Source organism: Cellulosimicrobium sp. Marseille-Q4280 (assembly GCF_943181405.1).
Taxonomy (GTDB): domain Bacteria; phylum Actinomycetota; class Actinomycetes; order Actinomycetales; family Cellulomonadaceae; genus Cellulosimicrobium.
In genome coordinates this window covers 195235-216549 of the sequence record NZ_CALPBY010000002.1, presented here as the reverse complement: position 1 = coordinate 216549, position 21315 = coordinate 195235, and the positions used below count along the sequence as shown (strand labels likewise).

The 21315-nt window shown below is 74.9% G+C and carries 24 protein-coding genes; 9 read left to right on the top strand and 15 right to left on the bottom strand.

Going from position 1 to position 21315, the window contains the following annotated elements:
• Window positions 1–46: 46 nt before the first annotated feature.
• Genes NFS20_RS05675 through pheS form a run of 3 tightly spaced genes read right to left on the bottom strand, consistent with a single transcriptional unit; the run spans window position 47 to window position 4625 of the window.
• Complete coding sequence (locus tag NFS20_RS05675) at window positions 47–937, bottom strand: SDR family oxidoreductase (RefSeq protein WP_251150783.1); 891 nt, start codon at window positions 935–937, stop codon at window positions 47–49.
• Entirely contained in the window at window positions 934–3528 is a 2595-nt protein-coding gene (gene pheT, locus NFS20_RS05670) for a phenylalanine--tRNA ligase subunit beta (protein ID WP_251150782.1), read from the bottom strand. Before pheT ends, NFS20_RS05675 begins: the two co-directional genes overlap by 4 nt.
• Window positions 3528–4625 (bottom strand): phenylalanine--tRNA ligase subunit alpha, encoded by a 1098-nt coding sequence (gene pheS / locus NFS20_RS05665; RefSeq protein WP_251150781.1) that lies wholly within the window; start codon window positions 4623–4625, stop codon window positions 3528–3530. The genes pheT and pheS overlap by 1 nt, the downstream gene beginning before the upstream one ends.
• A gap of 290 nt (window positions 4626–4915) precedes the next feature.
• On the opposite strand from pheS, the gene NFS20_RS05660 reads away from it, so the two are divergent.
• A complete protein-coding gene (locus NFS20_RS05660) occupies window positions 4916–5491 on the top strand; it encodes a hypothetical protein (protein ID WP_251150780.1) in 576 nt (191 codons plus the stop codon).
• Here NFS20_RS05660 and thpR read toward each other — a convergent pair.
• From thpR to infC, 5 genes are all read right to left on the bottom strand, one after another.
• Complete coding sequence (gene thpR, locus NFS20_RS05655) at window positions 5481–6161, bottom strand: RNA 2',3'-cyclic phosphodiesterase (RefSeq protein ID WP_251150779.1); 681 nt, start codon at window positions 6159–6161, stop codon at window positions 5481–5483. The genes NFS20_RS05660 and thpR overlap by 11 nt on opposite strands.
• On the bottom strand, window positions 6158–7051 hold the full coding sequence (locus NFS20_RS05650) for a TrmH family RNA methyltransferase (protein ID WP_251150778.1): 894 nt from the start codon (window positions 7049–7051) through the stop codon (window positions 6158–6160). The genes thpR and NFS20_RS05650 overlap by 4 nt, the downstream gene beginning before the upstream one ends.
• Before the next feature lie 32 nt (window positions 7052–7083).
• Complete coding sequence (gene rplT, locus NFS20_RS05645; protein WP_251150777.1) at window positions 7084–7470, bottom strand: 50S ribosomal protein L20; 387 nt, start codon at window positions 7468–7470, stop codon at window positions 7084–7086.
• A 69-nt stretch (window positions 7471–7539) separates the two neighbouring features.
• Entirely contained in the window at window positions 7540–7734 is a 195-nt protein-coding gene (rpmI, locus tag NFS20_RS05640) for a 50S ribosomal protein L35 (RefSeq protein WP_108051433.1), read from the bottom strand.
• A 108-nt stretch (window positions 7735–7842) separates the two neighbouring features.
• A complete protein-coding gene (gene infC / locus NFS20_RS05635; protein ID WP_251151224.1) occupies window positions 7843–8829 on the bottom strand; it encodes a translation initiation factor IF-3 in 987 nt (328 codons plus the stop codon).
• A gap of 474 nt (window positions 8830–9303) precedes the next feature.
• Between infC and NFS20_RS05630 the strand changes: the two genes are divergently transcribed.
• From NFS20_RS05630 to NFS20_RS05605, 6 genes are all read left to right on the top strand, one after another.
• Entirely contained in the window at window positions 9304–9774 is a 471-nt protein-coding gene (locus NFS20_RS05630; protein WP_285821104.1) for a Fur family transcriptional regulator, read from the top strand.
• Window positions 9775–9887: 113 nt separating this feature from the next.
• Entirely contained in the window at window positions 9888–11402 is a 1515-nt protein-coding gene (locus tag NFS20_RS05625) for a catalase (RefSeq protein WP_251150776.1), read from the top strand.
• A 166-nt stretch (window positions 11403–11568) separates the two neighbouring features.
• A complete protein-coding gene (locus NFS20_RS05620) occupies window positions 11569–11931 on the top strand; it encodes a DUF1844 domain-containing protein (protein ID WP_251150775.1) in 363 nt (120 codons plus the stop codon).
• 272 nt (window positions 11932–12203) lie between these two features.
• Entirely contained in the window at window positions 12204–12695 is a 492-nt protein-coding gene (locus NFS20_RS05615; RefSeq protein WP_251150774.1) for a hypothetical protein, read from the top strand.
• Between the two features lie 110 nt (window positions 12696–12805).
• Complete coding sequence (locus NFS20_RS05610) at window positions 12806–13501, top strand: S1C family serine protease (RefSeq protein WP_251150773.1); 696 nt, start codon at window positions 12806–12808, stop codon at window positions 13499–13501.
• A 39-nt stretch (window positions 13502–13540) separates the two neighbouring features.
• On the top strand, window positions 13541–14056 hold the full coding sequence (locus NFS20_RS05605; RefSeq protein ID WP_251150772.1) for a hypothetical protein: 516 nt from the start codon (window positions 13541–13543) through the stop codon (window positions 14054–14056).
• 28 nt (window positions 14057–14084) lie between these two features.
• Here the strand turns inward: NFS20_RS05605 and NFS20_RS05600 are convergent, their stop codons facing one another.
• The 7 genes from NFS20_RS05600 to NFS20_RS05570 form a co-directional block, all read right to left on the bottom strand.
• Window positions 14085–14876, bottom strand: a complete 792-nt coding sequence (locus NFS20_RS05600; RefSeq protein ID WP_502800794.1) for an SseB family protein — start codon at window positions 14874–14876, stop codon at window positions 14085–14087.
• Between the two features lie 2 nt (window positions 14877–14878).
• Window positions 14879–15610 (bottom strand): bifunctional 1-(5-phosphoribosyl)-5-((5-phosphoribosylamino)methylideneamino)imidazole-4-carboxamide isomerase/phosphoribosylanthranilate isomerase PriA, encoded by a 732-nt coding sequence (priA, locus tag NFS20_RS05595; protein ID WP_251150771.1) that lies wholly within the window; start codon window positions 15608–15610, stop codon window positions 14879–14881.
• A gap of 99 nt (window positions 15611–15709) precedes the next feature.
• Window positions 15710–16384, bottom strand: coding sequence for an imidazole glycerol phosphate synthase subunit HisH (gene hisH, locus NFS20_RS05590; protein WP_502800783.1), 675 nt, complete (start codon window positions 16382–16384; stop codon window positions 15710–15712).
• Window positions 16381–16920, bottom strand: a complete 540-nt coding sequence (locus tag NFS20_RS05585) for a hypothetical protein (protein ID WP_251150769.1) — start codon at window positions 16918–16920, stop codon at window positions 16381–16383. The genes hisH and NFS20_RS05585 overlap by 4 nt, the downstream gene beginning before the upstream one ends.
• Window positions 16917–17516, bottom strand: coding sequence for an imidazoleglycerol-phosphate dehydratase HisB (hisB, locus tag NFS20_RS05580; RefSeq protein ID WP_251150768.1), 600 nt, complete (start codon window positions 17514–17516; stop codon window positions 16917–16919). The genes NFS20_RS05585 and hisB overlap by 4 nt, the downstream gene beginning before the upstream one ends.
• Window positions 17513–18673 (bottom strand): histidinol-phosphate transaminase, encoded by a 1161-nt coding sequence (locus NFS20_RS05575; protein ID WP_251150767.1) that lies wholly within the window; start codon window positions 18671–18673, stop codon window positions 17513–17515. Before NFS20_RS05575 ends, hisB begins: the two co-directional genes overlap by 4 nt.
• Window positions 18674–18759: 86 nt before the next feature.
• The gene (locus NFS20_RS05570) at window positions 18760–19233 is read right to left on the bottom strand and encodes a Rieske (2Fe-2S) protein (protein WP_251150766.1); all 474 of its coding nucleotides are present in this window, start codon (window positions 19231–19233) and stop codon (window positions 18760–18762) included.
• Window positions 19234–19471: 238 nt separating this feature from the next.
• Here NFS20_RS05570 and NFS20_RS05565 point away from each other — a divergent pair, with 238 nt between their 5' ends.
• On the top strand, window positions 19472–19900 hold the full coding sequence (locus tag NFS20_RS05565; RefSeq protein ID WP_251150765.1) for a hypothetical protein: 429 nt from the start codon (window positions 19472–19474) through the stop codon (window positions 19898–19900).
• Window positions 19901–19999: 99 nt separating this feature from the next.
• A complete protein-coding gene (gene adhP / locus NFS20_RS05560; RefSeq protein ID WP_251150764.1) occupies window positions 20000–21031 on the top strand; it encodes an alcohol dehydrogenase AdhP in 1032 nt (343 codons plus the stop codon).
• Window positions 21032–21315: the final 284 nt, after the last annotated feature.

Here is a 21315-nt window from a genome sequence, read left to right as displayed (position 1 = left end):
GCGCCCTTCCCGAGCGGGGAAGGACGCGCCTCGTGACGCAGGCCGGTCAGCGGCGGGGCAGCTCGCCGGGCATCGGGTCGTCGTCGCCCCAGCGCGTCACCCGCAGCCGGCGACCGTCCGGGCCGGGCACCGCACGCCCGCCGCGGGCGGCGTCGTCGAGCGCGGCCCGCAGCGAGTCCGGCGAGTCGTGCGTGACACGGACGAAGGAACCCGAGAACGCGTCGAGGCCGCCCCCGGCGATCGCGACGACCATCTCGACCGTGCGCTGGACCGGCGTCCACTCCGTGCGCCCCCGGTGCATGACCATCGAACCCGTCATGTCGGTCTGCACCACACCGGGCGCGACCTCGAACGTGCGGAGCCCTCGGTCGTAGCCCGAGCGGTGCAGGTTCGCGCCGAGGCGCAGGAGCGCCGTCTTGCTCGCGTTGTACGCGCTCGCGCCGACCATGTCGTGCGACCCCGCGCCGCTGTTGAGGTCGACGACGCGGCCCCCGCCCCGAGCTAGCATGCCCGGGACGACGGCGCGCGCGAGCAGGAACGGCCCGCGGACGTTGGTCTCGAGGATCGCCCACCACTCGTCGGGGTCCGCCTCCCACAGCGGCACCTCGGCGTCGACGCGTCCGGCGTTGTTGACCAGCAGGTCGATGCCGCCGATCTCCCCCTCCGCCGCGGCGACGGCCGCGGACACCGCCTCGACGTCGGTGACGTCGGCCGTCACGACGACGGCGTGCCCGGCGCCCCCGGCCGTGATCTCGTCGGCCACGTCGCGGAGCCGCGCGGCGTCCCGAGCGAGCAGCGCGACGTCGAGCCCCGCAGCGGCGAGACCGACGGCGATCGCGCGGCCGATGCCGCGCGACGCCCCGGTGACCAGCGCCGTCCGTGCAGGCGCGACGGGCTCACCCGCCACGCCCGCGTCCACGGGGGTGCCGGTGCTCATGCCCGGAGCTCCGCCCCGACGCGCTCGCGCGCCGCCTCGACGGCTCCCGCCCGCACGCGCGCGACGTCGTCGGCCGTGAGCGTCCGGTCGGCGGCCCGCAGACGGAGCGAGAACGCGAGCGACTTGCGGCCCGCGCCGACCTGCTCCCCGGTGAAGACGTCGAAGAGGGTCAGGTCCTCGAGGAGCTCGCCCGCACCGTCGGCCACCGCGGAGCGCAGCGCCTCGGCCGTGACGTCGGCGGCGACGACGAACGCGAGGTCCTCCTTCGCGGCAGGGAACGTGGAGACGGGCGCCGCGACGAGCGGTTCAGCGCTCGACCCGGCGAGCAGCGCCGAGAGGTCCACCTCGAACGCGACCGACCGCGCGGGCAGCCCGAGGTTCTCGAGCACCTTCGGGTGCAGCTCGCCCGCGTGCCCGACGAGGGTCCCGTCGGCGAGCTCGATCCGCGCGCAGCGGCCCGGGTGCCAGGGCGCGCGGGCCGTGTCGGCGCTCACCACGACCTCGGCACCGACGTGCTCCGCGACGAGCCGGGTGGCGTCGAGCGCGTCGGTCCAGTCGGCGGCCCGCCCTTCGCCCCACCACCCGGCGCGCTCGCGCCGGCCGACGAGCACGCCCGCCACGTGGCGCGGCTGGTCCGGCACGGCGGCCGCGAGCGCCGCGAGCTCGTCGTCCGTCGGGCGCACGCCCGGCGGGAGCGAGGGCGCGGCCGGGGCGTCGACGCGCGGTCGTGTCACGAGCCCGGTCTCGAACACCGCGAGATCCGTCATCCCGCGACCGACGTTGCGGCGCGCGGTCTCGAGCAGCGTCGTGAGCAGGTCGGTCCGCATGAGGGGCCGGTCGTCGGCGAGCGGGTTGACCAGTCGCAGGGCACGACGGCGCTCGTCGTCGGCAGGCAGACGCAGCGCGTCGAGCTCGGCCGCCCCGACGAACGGGTAGCTGAGCGTCTCGACGAAGCCCGCCTCGGCGAGGCCACGGGCCACCGAGCGGCGGACCGCCTGCTCGCGGGTCAGGCCGCGGCCGCCGGGCGCCTTCGGCAGCACCGACGGGATCTCGTCGTAGCCGACGAGCCGCGCGACCTCCTCGACCAGCTCCGCCGGCCCGGTGAGGTCGGGTCGCCACGTCGGGGGCGTGACCACGAGCACGTCCGTCCCACCGGACGACGGCCCGTCCGCGACGTCGCAGCCCAGCGCGCCCAGCGTGCCCACGATCTGCTCGAGCGAGTACGCCACGCCGACGAGCCGCTCCGGCTCCGTGACGGGCAGCCGCACGGGAACGGGCGCCGGGACGTGGTCCAGGTCCGAGACCGCCGCGTCGGCGGTGCCGCCGCCGTGCTCGACGAGCAGGTCGACGACGCGCTGCGCCGCGACCGCGGGCAGCCGGGGGTCGACGCCGCGCTCGAACCGCTTCGCCGCCTCGCTCGACAGCTTGTGCCGGCGCGACGTGCGCGCGACGGACACGGGATCGAAGTGCGCGGCCTCGACGAGGACGTCCGTCGTGGTCGGGCCGACCTCCGAGGACGCCCCGCCCATGACCCCCGCGAGCCCGAGGACCCGCGAGCCGCGGGCGCCGTCGGGCGAGTCGGTGATGAGGAGGTCCTCGGCGTCGAGCCTCCGGTCGGCGTCGTCGAGGGTGACGAGGCGCTCGCCCGGCTGCGCGCGGCGGACCACGATCGGGCCCGCGACCCGTGCGAGGTCATAGGCGTGCAGAGGCTGGCCGAGGTCGAGCATGACGTAGTTCGTCACGTCGACCGCGAGCGAGATGGGCCGCATGCCCGACGCCGTGAGGCGGCGCTGCATCCACGCGGGCGTCGTCGCGGCCGGGTCGATGCCGCGCACGATGCGCGTGACGAAGCGGTCGCACCCGTCGATGCCGCGGACCGGGGCCGCGTCGTCGACCTCCACGGGGAAGCCGTCGGGGGTCGCGGCCGGGGGCGGCGTCGGCAGCGAGGCCGCGAGGCCCCGGTCGGTGAAGCGCGCGCCGGTCGAGTGCGCGTACTCGCGCGCGACCCCGCGGTAGGAGAACGCGTACCCGCGGTCCGGGGTGACGTTGATCTCGAGCACCTCGTTCCCCAGGCCGAGGAGCGCGACGGCGTCCTGGCCGGGCGTGAGGTCGGCCTCGGCGAACCCGAGGCGCGGGAGCACGATGATCCCGTCGTGGTCCTCGCCCAGCCCGAGCTCGCGCTGCGAGCAGATCATGCCGTCGGACACGTGGCCGTACGTCTTGCGGCTCGCGATGGCGAACGGTCCCGGCAGCACGGCGCCCGGGAGCGCGACGACGACGAGGTCGCCCTCGCCGAAGTTGTGCGCCCCGCACACGATGCCGCGCGGCTCGCCCCCGTCGGCCGCGGGGACGCCGTCGACGTTGTGCGCGCCGACGTCCACCCGGCACCAGTTGATCGTCTTGCCGTTCTTCTGCGGCTCCGGCGAGAGCTCGAGGACCCGCCCGACGACGAGAGGACCCGTCACGGCCGCGCCGTGGACCTCCTCCTCCTCGAGGCCGACGCGCACGAGGTCCGCAGCGAGCTGCTCGGCGGTGAGGCCCGCAGGGAGCTCGACGTGGTCGCCGAGCCAGTCCAGGTCGACGTACGGCATCAGACGCCCCTTCCGAGCTGGGCGGAGAAGCGCACGTCGCCCTCCACCATGTCGTGCATGTCCGCGATCTCGTGGCGCAGCATGAGCGTGCGCTCGATGCCCATCCCGAACGCGAAGCCCGAGTAGACCTCCGGGTCGATGCCCGCCGCGCGCAGCACGTTCGGGTTGACCATGCCGCAGCCGCCCCACTCGATCCAGCCGGGCCCGCCCTTCTTCTGCGGGAACCACAGGTCCATCTCGGCGCTCGGCTCGGTGAACGGGAAGAAGCTCGGGCGCAGGCGCGTGCGCGCCTCCGGGCCGAACATGGCCTGCGCGAACGCGTCGAGCGTCCCGAGGAGGTTCGCCATCGTCAGGCCCTCGTCGACCGCGATGCCCTCGACCTGGTGGAAGACGGGCGTGTGGGTGGCGTCGAGCGCGTCGGTGCGGAACACCTTGCCCGGGCACGCGACGTACAGCGGCACACCGCGCGCCAGGAGCGAGCGCGCCTGCACGGGGGACGTGTGCGTGCGCAGCACGAGGTTCGACGGCTCGTCGCCGTCGCCCGCGACGTAGAACGTGTCCTGCATCTGGCGCGCCGGGTGGTCGGGACCGAAGTTCAGCGCGTCGAAGTTGAACCACTCCGCCTCGACCTCGGGGCCGTCGGCGATCTCCCAACCGAGGCCGACGAAGAAGTCGGCGACCCGCTCCTGCAGCGTCTCGAGCGGGTGGCGCGCGCCGCGGGGGGCGCGGTCGGTCGGCAGCGTGACGTCGACGGCCTCCTCGACGAGGACCCGCTCGTCGCGCTCGGCCTCGAGCTCGGCGTGGCGCGCGGCGAGGGCCTGGTTCAGGCGACCGCGCAGCGGCCCGAGCAGCCGGCCGGCGGTCTTCTTGTCCTCGGGCGCGAGGGAGCCGATCTGCCGGTTCGCGAGCGCGAGCGCGCTGCGGTCGCCGGTGTGCTCGGTGCGCACGGCCTTCAGGGCGTCGAGGTCGCGGGCCGCGGCGACGGCCGCGAGCGCGGCGTCGAGCGCCCGCTGGAGGGCGTCGGCGTCGAGCGGCGACGGCGCGTCGGTGGGAGGGCCGTCGCTCGCGGGGGCGACGGCGGCGTCAGGGCTGGACATACGAGCCTTCCTGGCGATGTCGGGACAGCTGGCTGGACGGTGGGGAGGGCCCACGGGCGCATCACGAGGGCCGGACGCGCGGACGCGCCGGGCGCGTCCGCGACATTCTAGGGCGCCCGTCCGGGCCCCGACCTACCGGTCGCGTCCGCGTCCCGGTGAGGAGGCGTGACGGTGCGCGTCAGCAGCGCGGGCCCGTGACGGGCCCGGGAAATCGACGATCAGCTCGCGCGGTCACCCCCTCATCCTCGCACGGCAGCGCTGCGCCACCCGGTCGGGGCATGATGGTGCGCGTGGCGGAGAGGACGCAGGACGGGCCGGCGTGGCCCGTGTACGGGGGCGCCGCGGTCCCGCAGGACCCGCTGCAGCGCACGCTCGACGCCGACCTCACCGCGCGGCCCCCTCCTGCCGGGCCCGGCGCACGCGCACCGGACCGGCGGTCTGCCGGGACGTCGTCGGGCACCACGACCCACGGCCCGGCCGGGGCTCCCGACGCGGCGTCCCGACCGCCCTCCGCGCGCGGGTACCGGCGCGACCGCGGGTTCTGGTCGTCGCTGCGGCGCGGGCTCGTGCCGGGTGCGGGCGCCGTGCTGACGGTGCTCGCCCTCGGTCGCGCCGCGTCCGGCCTGGGACCCGAGAGCGCGGCAGTCGTCGCGCCCTACTCGACGATCCTCGTGGTCGGTCCCGTGCTCGGCGTCGGCTGCGTCGTCGGTTGGGTGGTTCACGCGGCGCGTCGACGCGCCGCGCGCGCCCGCGGGGACATGACGCCGGTGCGACCGAGCCGGGTGCTCGGCGCGGCGACGACGGTCCTCGGCGTGCTGCTCGCCGCGCTCGTGGTCACCCCCCTGTGGGTCGGCTTCAGCGCCTGACGCCCGGAGGGGCGGACGACGCGCCCGGACCGGCCTGCGCGCCGGCGAGCAGCAGCGACGCGATCTCGTGGTGCGCCGGCCGGCCGGCACCGAGGTCGGACGCGACGACGGCGAGCCGCGTCGCCTGCCAGCGGGGACCGTCGTAGACGGCGAGCGCCGCGGCCGGCGCCTCGAGCGCGTCCCGCAGCGTCGGTCCCGCGGGTCGCCCGCGCCGTCCGGCCCGCCGGTCCGCCTGGCGGGCACCCGCCGCGGCCCGGGCGACCGTGAGGTGCGCGCGCTGGCGCGGGCGGCGGTCGACGTGCACGCCGGCCACCGAGCCGGCCTCCGCGGCCGCGGAGCTCAGCGCACGCAGGTGGTCGAGGTCCACGCGAGGTCCGCCCACACCCACCCACAGCACCCGCCGGTCGAAGACGCCCGCCCCGTGCAGGCTGAGCTCGAGCGGCGGCGTGGCGTCCACGACCTCCGTGAGGGCGTCGACGAGGTCGGGGACCGCGCCGTCGGGCACCTCGCCGTAGAACGAGACCGTGAGGTGCCACAGCTCGCGCGGCGTCCAGCGCACGAGGGGCGCACCGTCGGGCCGCACCGCCTCCTGCGCCCGCACCGCCCCGAGCGCCAGGTCGAGGTGGTCGCACGCGGCGACGTCGGGATACAGCGCGGCGAAGACCCTCACCGGCGCACCCCGCGGTGCGCGCGCCCGGACGCGTAGAGGCACACGGTGGCCGCGGTCGCGAGGTTGAGCGACTCGGCCCGGCCGCGGATCGGGACGCGGACGACCGCGTCCGCGAGCGCGCGGTCCTGCTCGGGGAGCCCCCATGCCTCGTTCCCGAACACCCACGCGGTGGGCCGGGCGAGGTCCGGGAGCTCCTGGGCACGGGAGTCGGGACCGACGGCGCTCTCTCTGCCCGCGACGTCGAGGAGGTCGTCGAGGTCGTGGTCCCCCGCGCCGTCGGCCGCGAGGACGAGCAGACCTGCCGTGCGCAGGGCGTCCACCGTCTCGTCGAGCGCGACGCCCGACACGACGGGGAGGTGGAACAGCGAACCTGCCGTCGACCGCACCACCTTGGGGTTGTGCACGTCCACGCTGTCGCCCGCGAGGACGACCACGTCCGCCCCGGCGGCGTCCGCGGCGCGGATCACGGTCCCGGCGTTGCCCGGGTCGCGGACCGTCGCGAGGACCGCGACCAGCAGCGGCCCGGCGGCTCCGGCGGCGGCGGTCGCGAGCGCGTCGTCCAGAGCGGGGCGCTCCTCGCGCACGACCGCGAGCACGCCCTGCGCGTCCGGGCTCATCGCCGCGAGCACCTCCGGGGTGGCCACGTGGACGTGCAGCGCGGCGGCGCGTGCGTCGGCGACGATCTCGGGGTAGCGCTGCGCCGCCGACGGCGTCACGTAGAGGTCGCGCACGCGGGCCGCGGCATGCCGGACGGCCTCCCGCACGGCCTGGGGGCCCTCGACGAGGAGCTGACCGTGCCGTGAACGCGCCGGACGCCCGGACAGGGCCCGGACCGCCCTGACCCGGTCGCTGCGAGGGTTCGTCAGCGTGGGGTCGAGGGGATCGGGCACCGGCCGGGCGTCCGTGGCGTCGGTGTGGATGCTCAGGCCGCGGCCCTGGGCGCGTTGACGTCCTCGGGGAGCGCGTCCTTCGCGACCTGGACGAGCGCGTTGAACGCCGCCACGTCGTTGACCGCGAGCTCCGCGAGCAGGCGACGGTCGACCTCGACACCCGCGGCCTTGAGGCCCTGGATGAGGCGGTTGTACGTCAGGCCCTGGGCGCGCGACGCCGCGTTGATGCGCTGGATCCACAGCTTGCGGAAGTCTCCCTTGCGCGCCTTGCGGTCACGGTAGGAGTAGACGAGGGAGTGGGTGACCTGCTCCTTCGCCTTGCGGTAGAGGCGCGAGCGCTGGCCGCGGTAGCCCGCTGCGCGCTCGAGGGTCGTACGGCGCTTCTTCTGGGCGTTGACCGCCCGCTTCACGCGTGCCACGTGATGCTCCTTGCAGTTCGGGGCTCAGGGTGAGCCGGTCGGCGACGGGGTGCCGTCACCGCGACCGGGTCACTTGCCGAGCAGCTTCTTGATGGACTTGACGTCGGCGGGCGAGACCACCTGGTCCTGGGCGAGGCGGCGCTTGCGCTTGGTCGCCTTGTGCTCGAGCAGGTGTCGAGCGTTGGCCTGCTCGCGCATGACCTTGCCGGTACCCGTGATGCGGAAGCGCTTCTTGGCACCCGAGTGCGTCTTGTTCTTCGGCATGGCTGCCGTGTCTCCTTGTGTCCGGTCAGCCACCTCGCGGTGGCCGACGTGTTCGGGTCCGGGCCGGTGGGTCCGGACCCCGAGCAGTTTCGGTCGGTGGGCCGGCCGTCAGCCGGCCTTGCCGCGGGGGGTGGGCTTCGGCGCGGGGCGGGGCGCCCGGCTTGGTGCCGGCCGCGGCACCGCAGGCTTCGCCGTGCCCGACGCCGCCGGGGCCGGTGCCGCGGCCGGCCGCGGCGCGGGGGGACGCGGTGCGGCCGGTCGGGCCGGCTCCGCGGACTGCGCCCGAGGACGCTGCGCAGCAGGCGCCTTGGCCGGGGCCGGAGCCTTCGCCGGCGCGGACGCCCTCGTCGGCGCGGGGGCCTTCGGAGCGACAGGAGCCTTCGCCGGGGCGGGGGCCTTCGCGGGAGCGGCGGCCTCGACCGGCGCCTCCGCGGGCGTCTCGGCCGCAGGCTCCGCGACCTGGGACTCCGCGACGGGCGCCTCGGTGACCGGGCTCGCGACCTGGGCGTCCTGCTCGACCTCCGACACGTCCCCCTCGGGGGCGTCCGGCTCGCGCTGGGCAGCGCGCTGCGCGGACTTCGTCAGCCGCGGCTCGGCCTCCTGGGCGCGCTTGCGCTGCTCGCTCTTGGCGTCGGCCTTCTTCTTCACCGGGCCGAGCACCATCGTCATGTTGCGCCCGTCCTGCTTGGGCATCGACTCGACGAAGCCCAGCTCGGAGACGTCGTCCGCGAGGCGCTGCAGCAGGCGGACGCCCATCTCGGGGCGCGACTGCTCACGGCCGCGGAACATGATCATGACCTTGACCTTGTCGCCGGCCGAGAGGAACCGCTCGACGTGGCCCTTCTTGGTGCCGTAGTCGTGCGGGTCGATCTTCAGCCGGAAACGGATCTCCTTGAGGACCGTGTTCGCCTGGTTCCGCCGCGCCTCGCGCGCCTTCATGTCCGACTCGTACTTGAACTTGCCGAAGTCCATGAGCTTGCAGACGGGCGGGCGGGCGTCCGGGGCGACCTCGACGAGGTCGAGGTCCGCGTCCTGGGCAAGGCTCAGGGCAACCTCGGTGCGGACGACGCCGACCTGCTCCCCGCCAGGACCGATGAGTCGGACCTCGGGGACGCGGATCCGATCGTTGATGCGAGGCTCGCTGATGTGATGCTCCTAGGAAGTCGTCGGTAGACCGCCCGGTACGAGGAAGGCCCCCGTCCCTGAGCGCAGGGCGGAGGCCATCGTTCCGGCAGCCGTGGGTGCACCACGACGACCACGTCTGGGCGGCGCACCACGAGGGCGAGCCGTCCGGACCAGGACCCGGCCTCTGTCGCGACATCACGTCGACGGTCGAGACCCGGGTGGGATGGGATCCACTTGCGCACCCGCACTGGCCCGCATCGGTGCTCACGGACGGCCGGTGGCCGCACCTGATCACCGACGCACGTCGTGCAGGTCGGTCAGCCATCAAGACTACCAGAGGTCGGCGGCATGCCGAGCGTCGGCCTGCGCCGGTCACCGTGCGGCCGTGAACTAGATGCCCTCCATCATTGGAACTCTTCCAGAGAAGCGGGTTAGGCTGACGTCATGACGACGGGATCGACGCGGTCCTCCGCCGCACCCGAGCGTGCGGCGCGGTTGCCGCACGGGACGGACCACGAGGCTGAGCTGCGCGCGCACGGGCTGCGCGTCACGGCGGCGCGGCTCGCGGTGCTCGACGCCGTCGACACCCGCCAGCACGCCGACGCCGACACCGTGCTGCGGGCGGTGCGCGCGACGCTGGGCTCCGTCTCCGTGCAGGCGGTCTACGACGTCCTGAACACGCTGACGGACAAGGGCCTGCTCCGGCGCATCGAGCCGGCCGGCCACCCCGCCCGCTACGAGCGCCGCCTCGGCGACAACCACCACCACGTCGTGTGCCGCGCGTGCGGCGCCGTCTCCGATGTCGACTGCACCGAGGGCCACGCCCCGTGCCTCACCCCGAGCAGCACCTCCGGGTTCCGGATCGACACCGCCGAGGTGACGTTCTGGGGCCTGTGCCCCGACTGCGCGCCCTGACCCCTACTGGGTGGACCGGTGGACCTCGCGCACCCCATCGACGCCCGTTATCTCACGATGATCCCGTTACGGACCCCGCGCTCGCTCGCCGGGTCCGCTGGAAGGAGCGCCTCATGACCTCCCCGCACACGACGACCAACGCCGGAGCGCCCGTCGCGTCCGACGCCCACTCGCAGTCCGTCGGCGCCGACGGCCCGATCGTCCTGCACGACCACTATCTCGTCGAGAAGCTCGCGCAGTTCAATCGCGAGCGCGTCCCGGAGCGCGTCGTCCACGCCAAGGGCGGCGGCGCGTTCGGCACCTTCACCGTGACCGGCGACGTCAGCGCGTACACGCGCGCCGCCGTCCTCCAGCCCGGCACGGAGACCGAGATGCTCGCCCGCTTCTCGTCCGTCGCCGGTGAGCACGGCTCGCCCGACACGTGGCGCGACCCGCGCGGCTTCGCGCTGAAGTTCTACACGAGCGAGGGCAACTACGACCTCGTCGGGAACAACACCCCCGTCTTCTTCATCCGTGACGGCATCAAGTTCCCCGACTTCATCCGCTCGCAGAAGCGCCTGCCCGGGTCGAACCTGCGCGACAACGACATGCAGTGGGACTTCTGGACCCTGTCGCCCGAGTCGGCGCACCAGGTCACGTGGCTCATGGGCGACCGCGGCCTGCCGTCGAGCTGGCGCCACATGGACGGGTTCGGCTCGCACACCTACCAGTGGATCAACGCCGCGGGCGAGCGCTTCTGGGTCAAGTACCACTTCACCACCCAGCAGGGCATCGACAACCTGTCGGCCGACGAGGCGGCGCAGCTCGCGGGCTCGGACGCCGACCACCACATCCGTGACCTCTACGAGCACATCGAGACCGGCGACTTCCCGCGCTGGACGCTGTCGGTGCAGGTCATGCCGTACGAGGACGCGAAGACGTACCGGTTCAACCCGTTCGACCTCACGAAGGTGTGGCCGCACGGCGACTACCCGCTGGTCGAGGTCGGCGTCATGGAGCTCAACCGCAACCCGGAGAACTACTTCGCCGAGATCGAGCAGGCGACGTTCGCACCGAGCAACTTCGTGCCCGGCATCGCGGCGAGCCCCGACAAGATGCTCCTCGCGCGCATCTTCTCCTACGCGGACGCGCACCGGTACCGCGTCGGCACGAACCACGCCCAGCTCCCGGTGAACGCCCCGCGCGGCGCCGAGGAAGGTGGCCACTCGTACGCGAAGGACGGCGCGATGCGCTACGGCTTCTCCTCCGCGACGACGCCGGTCTACGCGCCGAACAGCCGGGGCGGGGCGCACGCCGACCCGGCCCGTGCGGCCGAGTCCACCGGCTGGGAGGCCGACGGCGAGCTCACGCGCGCGGCCGCGACGCTCCACCCCGAGGACGACGACTTCGGCCAGGCGGGCACGCTCTACCGCGAGGTCTTCGACGGCCCGGCGCGCGCCCGGTTCCTCGAGACGATCACGGGCCACGTGGGCGGCGTGCAGAGCGTCGACATCCGCGAGCGGGCCATCCAGTACTGGACGAACGTCGACGCCGAGCTCGGCGCGGCGCTGCGCGTGGCGCTCGAGGCCGAGGGTGCCCCGATCGAGGCAGGCGAGCCCGGCACGGCGAGCGAGCCCGTGCGCGTCTGACGTCCGTCGACCGGCGCCCACCGGGCGTCGATACGTGGGAAACCGCCCCGGGACCGTACGGTTCCGAGGCGGTTTCCCATGTCTCGGCGCAGGTGTGGGCGACGGATCGGCACCGTCGTGGGTCGCCTCGACCGCGACGGTCGGGCCGGATGGAAAGATGGACGCCATGAGCATCGAGAACGCCCCCGCGCAGGACCCCTCGACGGACGCCGTGCGCGACATCGCCGACGTCGCCGCCGTCGAGGTCATCACCTCGGCCGCGGTGCACCTCATGAGCGCCGCCGCCGTGAAGTGCGGCCTCGCGGAGGACGCCGAGGCCCAGGGCCACCTCGACCTGGACGAGGCGCGCAAGCTCATCAACGCGCTCGCCGCCCTCGTCACCGCGAGCGCGCCGGACATCGGCAACCAGCACGCACGGTCCCTGCGGGACGGTCTGCGCTCGCTCCAGCTCGCCTTCCGCGAGGCCTCGGTCTACCCGGACGCCCCCGGTGAGGGTCCCGGCGAGAAGTTCACGGGTGCGGTGAGTTGAGCACCTCGCCACCGCCGCCGCCGGCCGGGAGCACGGCCCCCGACGGCCCGCCGCCGGTCGTCCCCGCGCCGCGCGACCCTTCGTCCGTCGACCCTGCGTCCGTCGACCCTGCGTCCGTCGACCCTGCCCCCGGCCCGACGCCCGTCGGCCCGTCGACCGATCGTCCCTGGCGGGCCGACGGCCTGTCGGCCGACGCACCCCCGGACGGGCCGGGGCAGCCGAGCGCGACGCCCGCCGCTCCCCCGCGCCGACGCCGGCGCACGTGGGTGGTCGTGACGATCGTCCTCCTCTCCCTGCTGCTCGCCGGGACGGTCGGGGTGGGCGCCTACCTCTGGGTCACCACCACGCGCTGGCAGGAGAACAGTGCCGACTGGGAGACGCAGGCGCGGGCGCTCGGCGAGGACGTCGCACGGCTGCAGGCCGACCTGGACGGCGCCAACGCCGAGCTCGAGTCGGCCCGGGGCCAGCTCACCACCGCGCAGGACCGGATCGCCGAGCTCGCGAACGAGAAGGCCCAGCTCGGCGACGAGAACGAGGCCTCGCAGCAGTACCTCGACTACCAGAGCCGGGTCTCCGACGCCGCAGGCAAGGTCGCCGCAGCGCTCGGTCAGTGCACGACGGCGCAGTCCCAGCTCATCGGCTATCTCAACAACCGCGACGCGTACGACCCGGCCGACCTCGAGCGCTTCTCCGGCCAGGTCGACGAGCTGTGCCAGGCGGCGACCGACGCGAACGCGCAGCTCCAGCAGGAGCTCGCGGGATGACCCGCGGCTCGCGGACCCGACGAGCGGGGGCATCGCAGCGCACGCCGGCGCGCGCACCCCGGTGGACCACGTCCCGGCCTCGACCGGGCGCGCTCGTCGCGACCGTCCTCGTGGCATCCGTCGTCGCCGGGTGCGGCATCCTGCCGGAGCTGCCCGACCCGGTGCCGCAGAGCGTCGTCCCGTCGTTCGCCGCGCCGGGCGAGCCCGCCGGGTCGGAGGTCCTCTCCCCCGACGGCTCGGACACGGTGCGGCGGATGGCCGTGCGGATCCGCAACGTCGGCTGCGAGGGCCTCTCGACGGGTTCCGGGTTCGCGCTCGACGCCCGCACGCTCGTGACGAACAAGCACGTCGTGGACTCGTCGCGCTCGCTCCAGCTGCTCACCTACGACGGTCGGGACATCGCCGCCCAGACCGCGAGCACCGCCGGGCTCGCCGATCTCGCGATCGTCCGCACCGCCGAGGACCTGCCGTCCGCTCCGACGCTCGCCGCCGCCGACCCGGCGCCCGGCGACCCGGTGACCGTCGTGGGGTACCCGGAGGGCGGCCGGCTCACGGTCACCGAGGGCTCCGTGATCGGGACGACGACCGACCCGCTGCACGAGAACCTCGGCGAGGTGCTCGTCACCGACGCGCCGGTCGAGCCCGGGAGCTCCGGGTCCGCAGCGCTCAACGACGCGGGCGAGGTCATCGGCGTCGTCTACGCGAAGACCTCGACCGACAAGAGCCTGCTCGTGCCGGTGAGCACGCTGCGCGAGCTCCTCGCCGACGAGTCCTCGTTCAGCGCCGCGGAAGAGTGCTCGGGCTGAGCCGCGCGCGACACGCCCCGGAGGTCTAGTCTCGGCCGCATGGCAACGAACGCGAGCCCCGGCGACGCACCCGCCGTCGACCCGGCGCACATCACGCAGGCTGCACGCGACACCCTCACCGTCCGCCGTGTCTACGGGGAGGCGTACGAGCGCGGTTCCACGCTCGTCATCCCCGTGGCCACGGTCTGGGGCGGCACCGGGTCCGGCTGGGGCTCCGGCTCCGGCGAGCTGTCCGGCAAGGGGGCGGCCGACTGGCCGTTCCACATCGGGAGGTCGGCGGCGCCGTCCGAGGCGCCCGAGCCCTCCGGCAAGCCGTCCGACGGCCCCGGCTCCGGCAACGCCGGCGGTGACGCCGGCGGCGAGGGATCGGGCGGCGGTGGCGGGTTCGGCGTCCGGGTCAAGGCCACCGGCGTGTACGTGGTCGACGACGCGGGCGTGCGCTGGCAGCCCGCGGTCGACGTCAACCGCGTCGTGCTCGGCGGACAGGCCGTCCTCGCCGTCGTCGGGGTGGCTGCGTCGCTCGCCTGGGCGATCGGCCGGTTCCGCCGGGGCTGACGCCGTCCGTCCGGGCCGGCCGGGACGCTCAGTCCGCCCGGCCGATCCGCAGCTCGAGGCCGTCCACGCGCGCCGACACGACGTCGTTCCCCGCGAGCGCGGCGTTGACCTGGGCGAGCACCGCGTCGAGGCCGGCACGGTCGAGCCCTGCGTCGATCCGCAGGACGACCGCGACCTCGGCACGCCGTCCGGGCTCCGCCCACGCGCGCGCCACGTGCGGCACGCCGTCGACGGCGGACGCGACGGCGTCCTGCACCGCGGGCGCCACGACGCCGTCGGCCACGGCGGGCTCCCACTCCTTGCCCTGCGCGAGCGCCCAGACCGCCGGCCGCGGCACGAGCACGGTGACGGGGCCCGCGGGGTCGACGACCAGCAGCGCCCAGTCCTCGCTCACGGCGGACAGCGCCGCGCGGCGCGCGTCCACGGGCACCGGACGCGCGTCCGTGCGCCAGGCCGCCATGGACGCGACCGACGTGAACACCGGCAGGGCGCGGCGGCCGTCCGGCGCCTGGAGCGCGACGACGCCCGCCGACGCCTCCTTGTCGACGGTGTGGCCGTTCTCCCCCTCGGCCGACGACTCGAGCTCGGCGAGGATCGGCACGAGGACGCGCGTGCTCGCGAGCCGGTGCACGACCTGGGCGACCGTCGCCGAGCCGCCCGCGTGAGCGGCGAGCGTCGCGGTGAGCTCCGGGTCGGCCGAGCCGTCGTCGCCCGAGAAGCCGGAGGACGGCGGCAGCGCCTTCCCGGTGCCCGACGCCGCGTCGACGGAGGCGTCGGCCTCCGGACGGTCCGGAGGGTGGCCGTGGGTGCCGTCGCCCACGGTCACGGCCGGCCCGCGACGTCGAGCGCCTGCGGCAGCGTGAACGCCCCGGCGTACAGCGCCTTGCCGACGATGGTGCCCTCGATGCCGGCCGGGACGAGCGCGCGCAGCGCCTCGAGGTCCGCGAGGCTCGAGATGCCGCCCGAGGCGACGACCGGGGCGTCGGTGCGCGAGGCGACGTCGCGCAGGAGCTCGAGGTTCGGTCCGCGCAGCGTCCCGTCCTTCGTCACGTCGGTCACGACGTAGCGCGCGCATCCTGCGGCCTCGAGGCGGTCGAGGACCTCCCAGAGGTCGCCCCCCTCCTCGGTCCAGCCGCGCGCGGCGAGCGTCGTGCCGCGCACGTCGAGACCGACGGCGATCGCGTCGCCGTGCTCGGCGATGACCTTCGCCGTCCACCCGGGGTTCTCCAGCGCCGCGGTGCCGAGGTTCACGCGACGCGCGCCCGTGGCGAGCGCGCGCTCGAGCGACGCGTCGTCGCGGATCCCGCCCGACAGCTCCACCTGGACGTCGAGGCGGCCGACGACGTCGGCGAGGAGCTCCGCGTTCGACCCTCGCCCGAACGCCGCGTCGAGGTCGACGAGGTGGATCCACTCCGCGCCTCCGGACTGCCAGTCGAGAGCGGCGGCGAGCGGGTCGCCGTACGAGGTCTCGGAGCCCGCCTCGCCCTGGACGAGGCGGACGGCCTGGCCGTCGGCGACGTCGACGGCGGGGAGCAGCACGAGGCGGTCGGTCACGAGGTTCTCCATCGGTCGTGGCGCGGGCTCCCGCGCCGGGTGGTCGGACGGTCCCGGGGACGGGCGGCGGGTTCCGCCGTCCGTGCACCGGACGTCGCGTCAGAGCGTACGGACCCAGTTCTCCAGCAGGGCCGCGCCCGCGTCGCCGGACTTCTCCGGGTGGAACTGGGTCGCGGACAGCGGGCCGTTCTCGACGGCGGCGACGAACCGTCCCCCGTGGTCGGACCACGTGACGAGCGGGCGCCGGATCGATGACCCGGAGGGCACGTCGTCGCCGAGCGGGAAGGAGCGCGCCGCGTAGGAGTGCACGAAGTAGAAGCGCTCGTCCTGGATGCCGTCGAAGAGGACGGTGCCCTCCGGTGCGTCGACGGTGTCCCAGCCCATGTGCGGGACGATCTCCGCCTCGAGGCGGTCGACGAGCCCGGGCCACTCCCCCAGACCGTCGGCCAGCGTGCCGTGCTCGTCCCCCTGCTCGAACATCACCTGCATGCCGACGCAGATGCCGAGGACCGGCCGCCCGCCGGCGAGCCGGCGCCCGACGATCTCGTGCCCGCGCACCGCCCTCAGGCCCTGCATGACGGCGGCGAACGCCCCGACGCCGGGTACGACGAGCCCGTCGGCGTCCTGCGCGCGGGCGCGGTCCGCGGTGAGCTCGACGTCCGCGCCGACCCGCTCGAGGGCACGCACCGCGGAACGCACGTTGCCGAACCCGTAGTCGAGGACGACCACCGACGGCCGGCGGCCCGTCACCAGCCCTGCGCTCACGGCGCTCACTTCTTGCGCGCCCGACGACCGGCGGCGGTCAGCAGGCGCATCGCCTTCCACCGCGAGATGGACGAGCTCGCGACGACGCCGTCGAGGTCCGTGACCGTGCTCGAACCCGTGAGAAGGTCCTCGAGCGCCTCGGGGGCACCGCCCAGCACGAGCCCCGGGGCGAGGGCGTCGCCGACCGCACCGTCGCTCCAGCGCGTCATCGTGAGCTGCTCGCCCCGGCGCTCGACGAGGATGAGCGGGACGCCCTTGACGAGCGTCGACAGCGCAGCCGCCGCGAGCGCGGGAGCGTCACCGGTCCGGTCCCGGAGCACCGCGACGGCGCCCACGTCCGTCGCGACGACGTCGGCCTCGACCTGGGCGAGCGAGCACGCCGCCGCGAGCGGCTCGGCGCCCGCGATCTGCGTGACGAGCGCGACGAGATCCGGGCTCGACCCGCCGGTCAGCGAGGACAGGTCGTCCGGGATCTCAAGGCCCTCGAGGGCGTCGCCGCGGGCGAGGTCGTCGTCCGGCACGCCGGGGGTCGGGTCGGTGCTCACAGGGCTCCCTTGGTCGACGGGATGCCGTCGACGCGCGGGTCGGGCGCGACGGCGGCGCGCAGCGCGCGGGCGAGGGCCTTGAACTGGGCCTCCACGATGTGGTGCGGGTCGCGGCCGGCGAGGACGCGCACGTGGAGGCAGATGCCCGCGTGGTGCGCGATCGACTCGAGCACGTGCCGCGTGAGCGAACCCGTGAAGTGGCCGCCGATCAGGTGGTACTCCTGCCCCTCGGGCTCGCCCGAGTGCACGAGGTACGGGCGGCCCGACACGTCCACCACCGCGAGGGCGAGCGCCTCGTCGAGCGGGACCGTCGCGTCGCCGAAGCGCGAGATGCCGCTCTTGTCGCCGAGCGCGACGCGCAGCGCCTCGCCGAGGGCGATCGCGACGTCCTCGACCGTGTGGTGCGCGTCGATGTGGGTGTCGCCCGTCGCCTCGACCGTGAGGTCGATGAGCGAGTGCTTGCCCAGCGCGGTGAGCATGTGGTCGTAGAACGGGACGGTCGTCGAGATCTGCGTCCGTCCCGTCCCGTCGAGGTCGAGCTCGACGAGCACGCTCGACTCGCTCGTCGCGCGCTCGATGCGCCCTGTACGACTCACAGTCCTGCCACCTCCACGAGGGCGTCGCGGAACGCCCGCATCTCGTCGCGGGTGCCGATCGACACCCGCAGCCATCCGTCCGGCCCAGTCTCCCGGATGAGCACGCCGCGCTCCAACAGGCCGGCCCAGACCGCGTGCCGGTCGGGGAACGTGCCGAAGAGCACGAAGTTCGCGTCGGAGTCGGCGACCTCGAGCGCGCGCCCGTCCGGGTGGCGCAGCGAGCGGAGCCACGCGACGGTCGCGTCGCGCTCGGCGCGCAGCGCGTCGACCTGGGCCAGGAGCTCGTCCGCGTGCGCGAGCGCGCCCCGCGCGACGGCCTGCGTGACGGCCGACAGGTGGTACGGCAGCCGCACGACGCGCAGCGCGTCGACGAGCTCGCGCGACGCCGTGAGATATCCCACGCGAGCCCCGGCGAGCGCGAAAGCCTTGGACATCGTGCGCGTGACCGCGAGGTTCGGGTGGCGGTCGAGCAGCTCGAGCGCGGACGGCGTGCCCGCGCGCCGGAACTCCCCGTACGCCTCGTCGACGACGACGACCGCGGGTGCCTCGCCGTCGCCCGTCGGCACGCGGACGGCGAGCGCCGCCTCGCACACGGCCTCGACCGTCGCGGCGGGCAGCGCGGTGCCCGTCGGGTTGTTGGGGCTCGCGAGCAGGACGACGGACGGCTGCTCCCGGGCGATCACGTCACGCGCGTGCTCGGGGTCGAGCGAGAAGTCCTCGGCCCTGCGCCCGACGACCCAGGCGGTGTGCGTGTCGCGCGCGTACTCCGGGTACATCGAGTAGGTCGGCGCGAACGAGACCGCGGTGCGCCCGGGCCCGCCGAAGGCCTGCAGGACGTGGAGCATGATCTCGTTGGACCCGTTGGCCGCCCACAGCTGCTCGGGCTCGCGGTGCACGCCCGACTCCGTCCCGAGGTAGGCCGCGAGGTCGGTACGCAGCGCGTGGAAGTCGCGGTCGGGGTACCGGTTGAGGCCGGCGGCAGCGGCCCGCACGTTCTCGGTGATCGTCGCGACGACGGCCGGACCCGGCGCGTGCGGGTTCTCGTTGACGTTGAGGAGGACGGGCACGTCGAGCTGCGGCGCGCCGTACGGCTCGATGCCCGCGAGCTCGGGGCGCAGCGGCAGCCCGGAGGTCCCGGCGACGGTGGGTGGGGTCACCTCCACAGTCTACGAACCGACCGCCGCTCCACGACGTCGACGTCCGGAACGCGGTCACCGTCCTCGCACCGTGCGCTGCCGAGGCGTCAGGCCGACGTCACCTCGCCCGACGCGACCGTGACGGGCACCTCGGGGAGCGGCTCGGGCGCCGGGCCCCCGAGGACCGCCCCGGTCGCGAGGTCGTACCGGGACGCGTGGCACGGGCAGAGCAGCTCCCCGTCGCCCGGGGCGACGGTGCAGGCCTGGTGCGTGCAGATCGCGCTGAACGCGGCGAACGTCCCCTCCTCGGGCTGCGTCACGAGGAGCTGCGCACCGCCGACCGTGACGCTCAGCGCACCGCCCACCGGGACGTCGTCGGCCCGCGCGAGGACCTCGCCCGGTGCCACGGCCCCGGCACCCTCGCCGGCCGTCCCGGACCGGTCACCCGTGCCCGACGGCGCCCCGCCGCCGCACGCTGCCAGGAGCAGCAGGGCCGCGCTCGAGCCGGAGCCGGCGAGGACCGCTCGCCGGGTGGGCGCGTGCCGGTCGACGATCCCCTCGTCGCGGTGCGGTCCGTCCATGATGGCCTCCGTCGCAGCGGTGTACCGGGAGGGGACGTCGTCGACCCCGCAGGCGTCGTCCGGCAGGCACCGCACGACGAGCGCCGTCCGACGAGCGCCGTCCGACGAGCGCTGCACGCAGGACGGCGCTTCAATTGAAGCACCGGGGGCGCAGGCCCGCCCCCGGGCACGGGCCGACCGTCTCGTCGGCCCGCACGCCCAACCCGGCACCCTCGCTCGTCCACCGGACGGAGCCACGATGACGTTCACCGGACCTCCTGGTCCCCCGTCGCCCGGGCCGCGCGCCCGCGGCGCGTGGGTGCTCCGAGGCCTGACGGCCGCCGGGCTGCTGCTGTCGGCCGACGTCCACCTCGTCCTGTACGTCGAGGGGTACGCCGACATCGAGGTCGTGGGGCCGCTCTTCCTGCTCAACGCGGTCGCGGGACTCGTCCTGGGCATCCTCGTGCTCGTGTGGCGGCACTGGCTGCCGCTGCTGGGCGCGGTCGGCTTCGGGGCGCTCACCCTCGCGGCGTTCTACCTGTCGACGACGGTCGGGTTCTTCGGCGTCGACGAGACGGTGCGCGGGACGCAGCAGGTGCTCGCCGCGGTGGCGGAGTGGGTCGCGGTCGTCGCCGGGACGCTGGCCCTGGTCGTGGAGAGACGAAGGTCCCGGACCGCGACGGCATGAGTCCTCGGTCGTGCCGGGGGCGGTACGCCGGTCGGTCCGTGCGCGTAGCGTCGAGAGCGAGAGACCCTCATCGTCCCCGATCCACCGGAGGAGATCGCGATGACCACCATGCGCGCCGCCGTCGTCCACGACTTCGCCCGCCCGCTCTCGATCGACGAGGTGGAGGTGCCGACCCCCGGACCGCACGAGGCGCTCGTCGAGGTGGACTACACGGGCGTGTGCCACACCGACCTCCACGCCGCGCACGGCGACTGGCCCGTGAAGCCCGCTCCGCCGTTCGTGCCCGGGCACGAGGGGGTCGGGCACGTGGTCGCGGTCGGGGACCAGGTGACGCGCGTGCGGGTCGGCGACCTCGTCGGCAACGCATGGCTGTGGAGCGCGTGCGGCGAGTGCGAGTACTGCGAGACGGGCTGGGAGACCCTGTGCCCGGCCCAGAAGAACGGCGGGTACTCCGTCGACGGGTCCTTCGGGCAGTACATGCTCGTCGACGCCCGCTACTGCCCCGTCGTGCCCGACGGCGTCGACGAGTCCGCCGTCGGCCCGATCCTGTGCGCGGGCGTCACCGTCTACAAGGGCCTGAAGGTCACCGACACCAAGCCGGGCGAGTGGGTCCTGGTCTCGGGCATCGGCGGTCTGGGGCACATCGCGGTCCAGTACGCCGTGGCGATGGGCCGCCGGGTGGCCGCCGTCGACGTCGACGAGGCGAAGCTCGCCCTCGCGCGCAGGCACGGCGCCGAGGTCACGGTCGACGCCGCCACGTCGCCCGACGTCGCGGCGGAGATCCAGCGGCAGACGGGCGGCGGGGTGCACGGCGCGCTCGTCACGGCCGTCAACGCGCACGCCTTCCCGCAGGCGGTCGGTGCGCTGCGCCGCGGAGGGACCGTCTCGCTCGTGGGGCTCCCGCCGGAGAAGTTCCCGCTCGACATCTTCACGACGGTGCTGCTCGGCCTGACGGTCCGCGGGTCGATCGTCGGCACGCGCAAGGACATGGCCGAGGCGATCGACTTCTTCGCCCGCGGCAAGGTGAGCCCGACGTACACCGTGCGCCCGCTCGACGAGATCAACGCGATCTTCGACGAGATGGAGGCCGGCGGCATCGACGGTCGCGTGGTCATGGACATGCGCTCCTGACGGGACCGCCACCGGTCTCGGACGGCCGAGCGTCACCGCGGAGCGTCGCCCACAGGACCGGAGCCGCACCCGTGCTGCAACCCGTGCGGCACCCGCGCTCGCAGCCGCTCTGCACACCCGCCTGGGGACGAGGGGCCTGCACATGGGTGGGTGCGCCTACGATCGGGCGGGTGAGCTCCACCGACCCGTACGCGGACCTGCCCTTCGACCCGGCCGACGAGCCGCCGCTCGACGACCCGTACGACGCGCCGTGGTCCGAGCCCGCAGCACAGGCCGCCGTCGGC

What these genes read in the sequence shown, in the direction of transcription:
- NFS20_RS05675 (WP_251150783.1), bottom strand. Translation starts at nt 937, where the DNA reads ATGAGCACCGGCACCCCCGTGGACGCGGGCGTGGCGGGTGAGCCCGTC.
- pheT (WP_251150782.1), bottom strand. Translation starts at nt 3,528, where the DNA reads ATGCCGTACGTCGACCTGGACTGGCTCGGCGACCACGTCGAGCTCCCT.
- pheS (WP_251150781.1), bottom strand. Translation starts at nt 4,625, where the DNA reads ATGTCCAGCCCTGACGCCGCCGTCGCCCCCGCGAGCGACGGCCCTCCC.
- rpmI (WP_108051433.1), bottom strand. Translation starts at nt 7,734, where the DNA reads ATGCCGAAGAACAAGACGCACTCGGGTGCCAAGAAGCGCTTCCGCATC.
- NFS20_RS05630 (WP_285821104.1), top strand. Translation starts at nt 9,304, where the DNA reads ATGACGACGGGATCGACGCGGTCCTCCGCCGCACCCGAGCGTGCGGCG.
- NFS20_RS05625 (WP_251150776.1), top strand. Translation starts at nt 9,888, where the DNA reads ATGACCTCCCCGCACACGACGACCAACGCCGGAGCGCCCGTCGCGTCC.
- NFS20_RS05620 (WP_251150775.1), top strand. Translation starts at nt 11,569, where the DNA reads ATGAGCATCGAGAACGCCCCCGCGCAGGACCCCTCGACGGACGCCGTG.
- NFS20_RS05605 (WP_251150772.1), top strand. Translation starts at nt 13,541, where the DNA reads ATGGCAACGAACGCGAGCCCCGGCGACGCACCCGCCGTCGACCCGGCG.
- NFS20_RS05570 (WP_251150766.1), bottom strand. Translation starts at nt 19,233, where the DNA reads ATGGACGGACCGCACCGCGACGAGGGGATCGTCGACCGGCACGCGCCC.
- NFS20_RS05565 (WP_251150765.1), top strand. Translation starts at nt 19,472, where the DNA reads ATGACGTTCACCGGACCTCCTGGTCCCCCGTCGCCCGGGCCGCGCGCC.
- adhP (WP_251150764.1), top strand. Translation starts at nt 20,000, where the DNA reads ATGACCACCATGCGCGCCGCCGTCGTCCACGACTTCGCCCGCCCGCTC.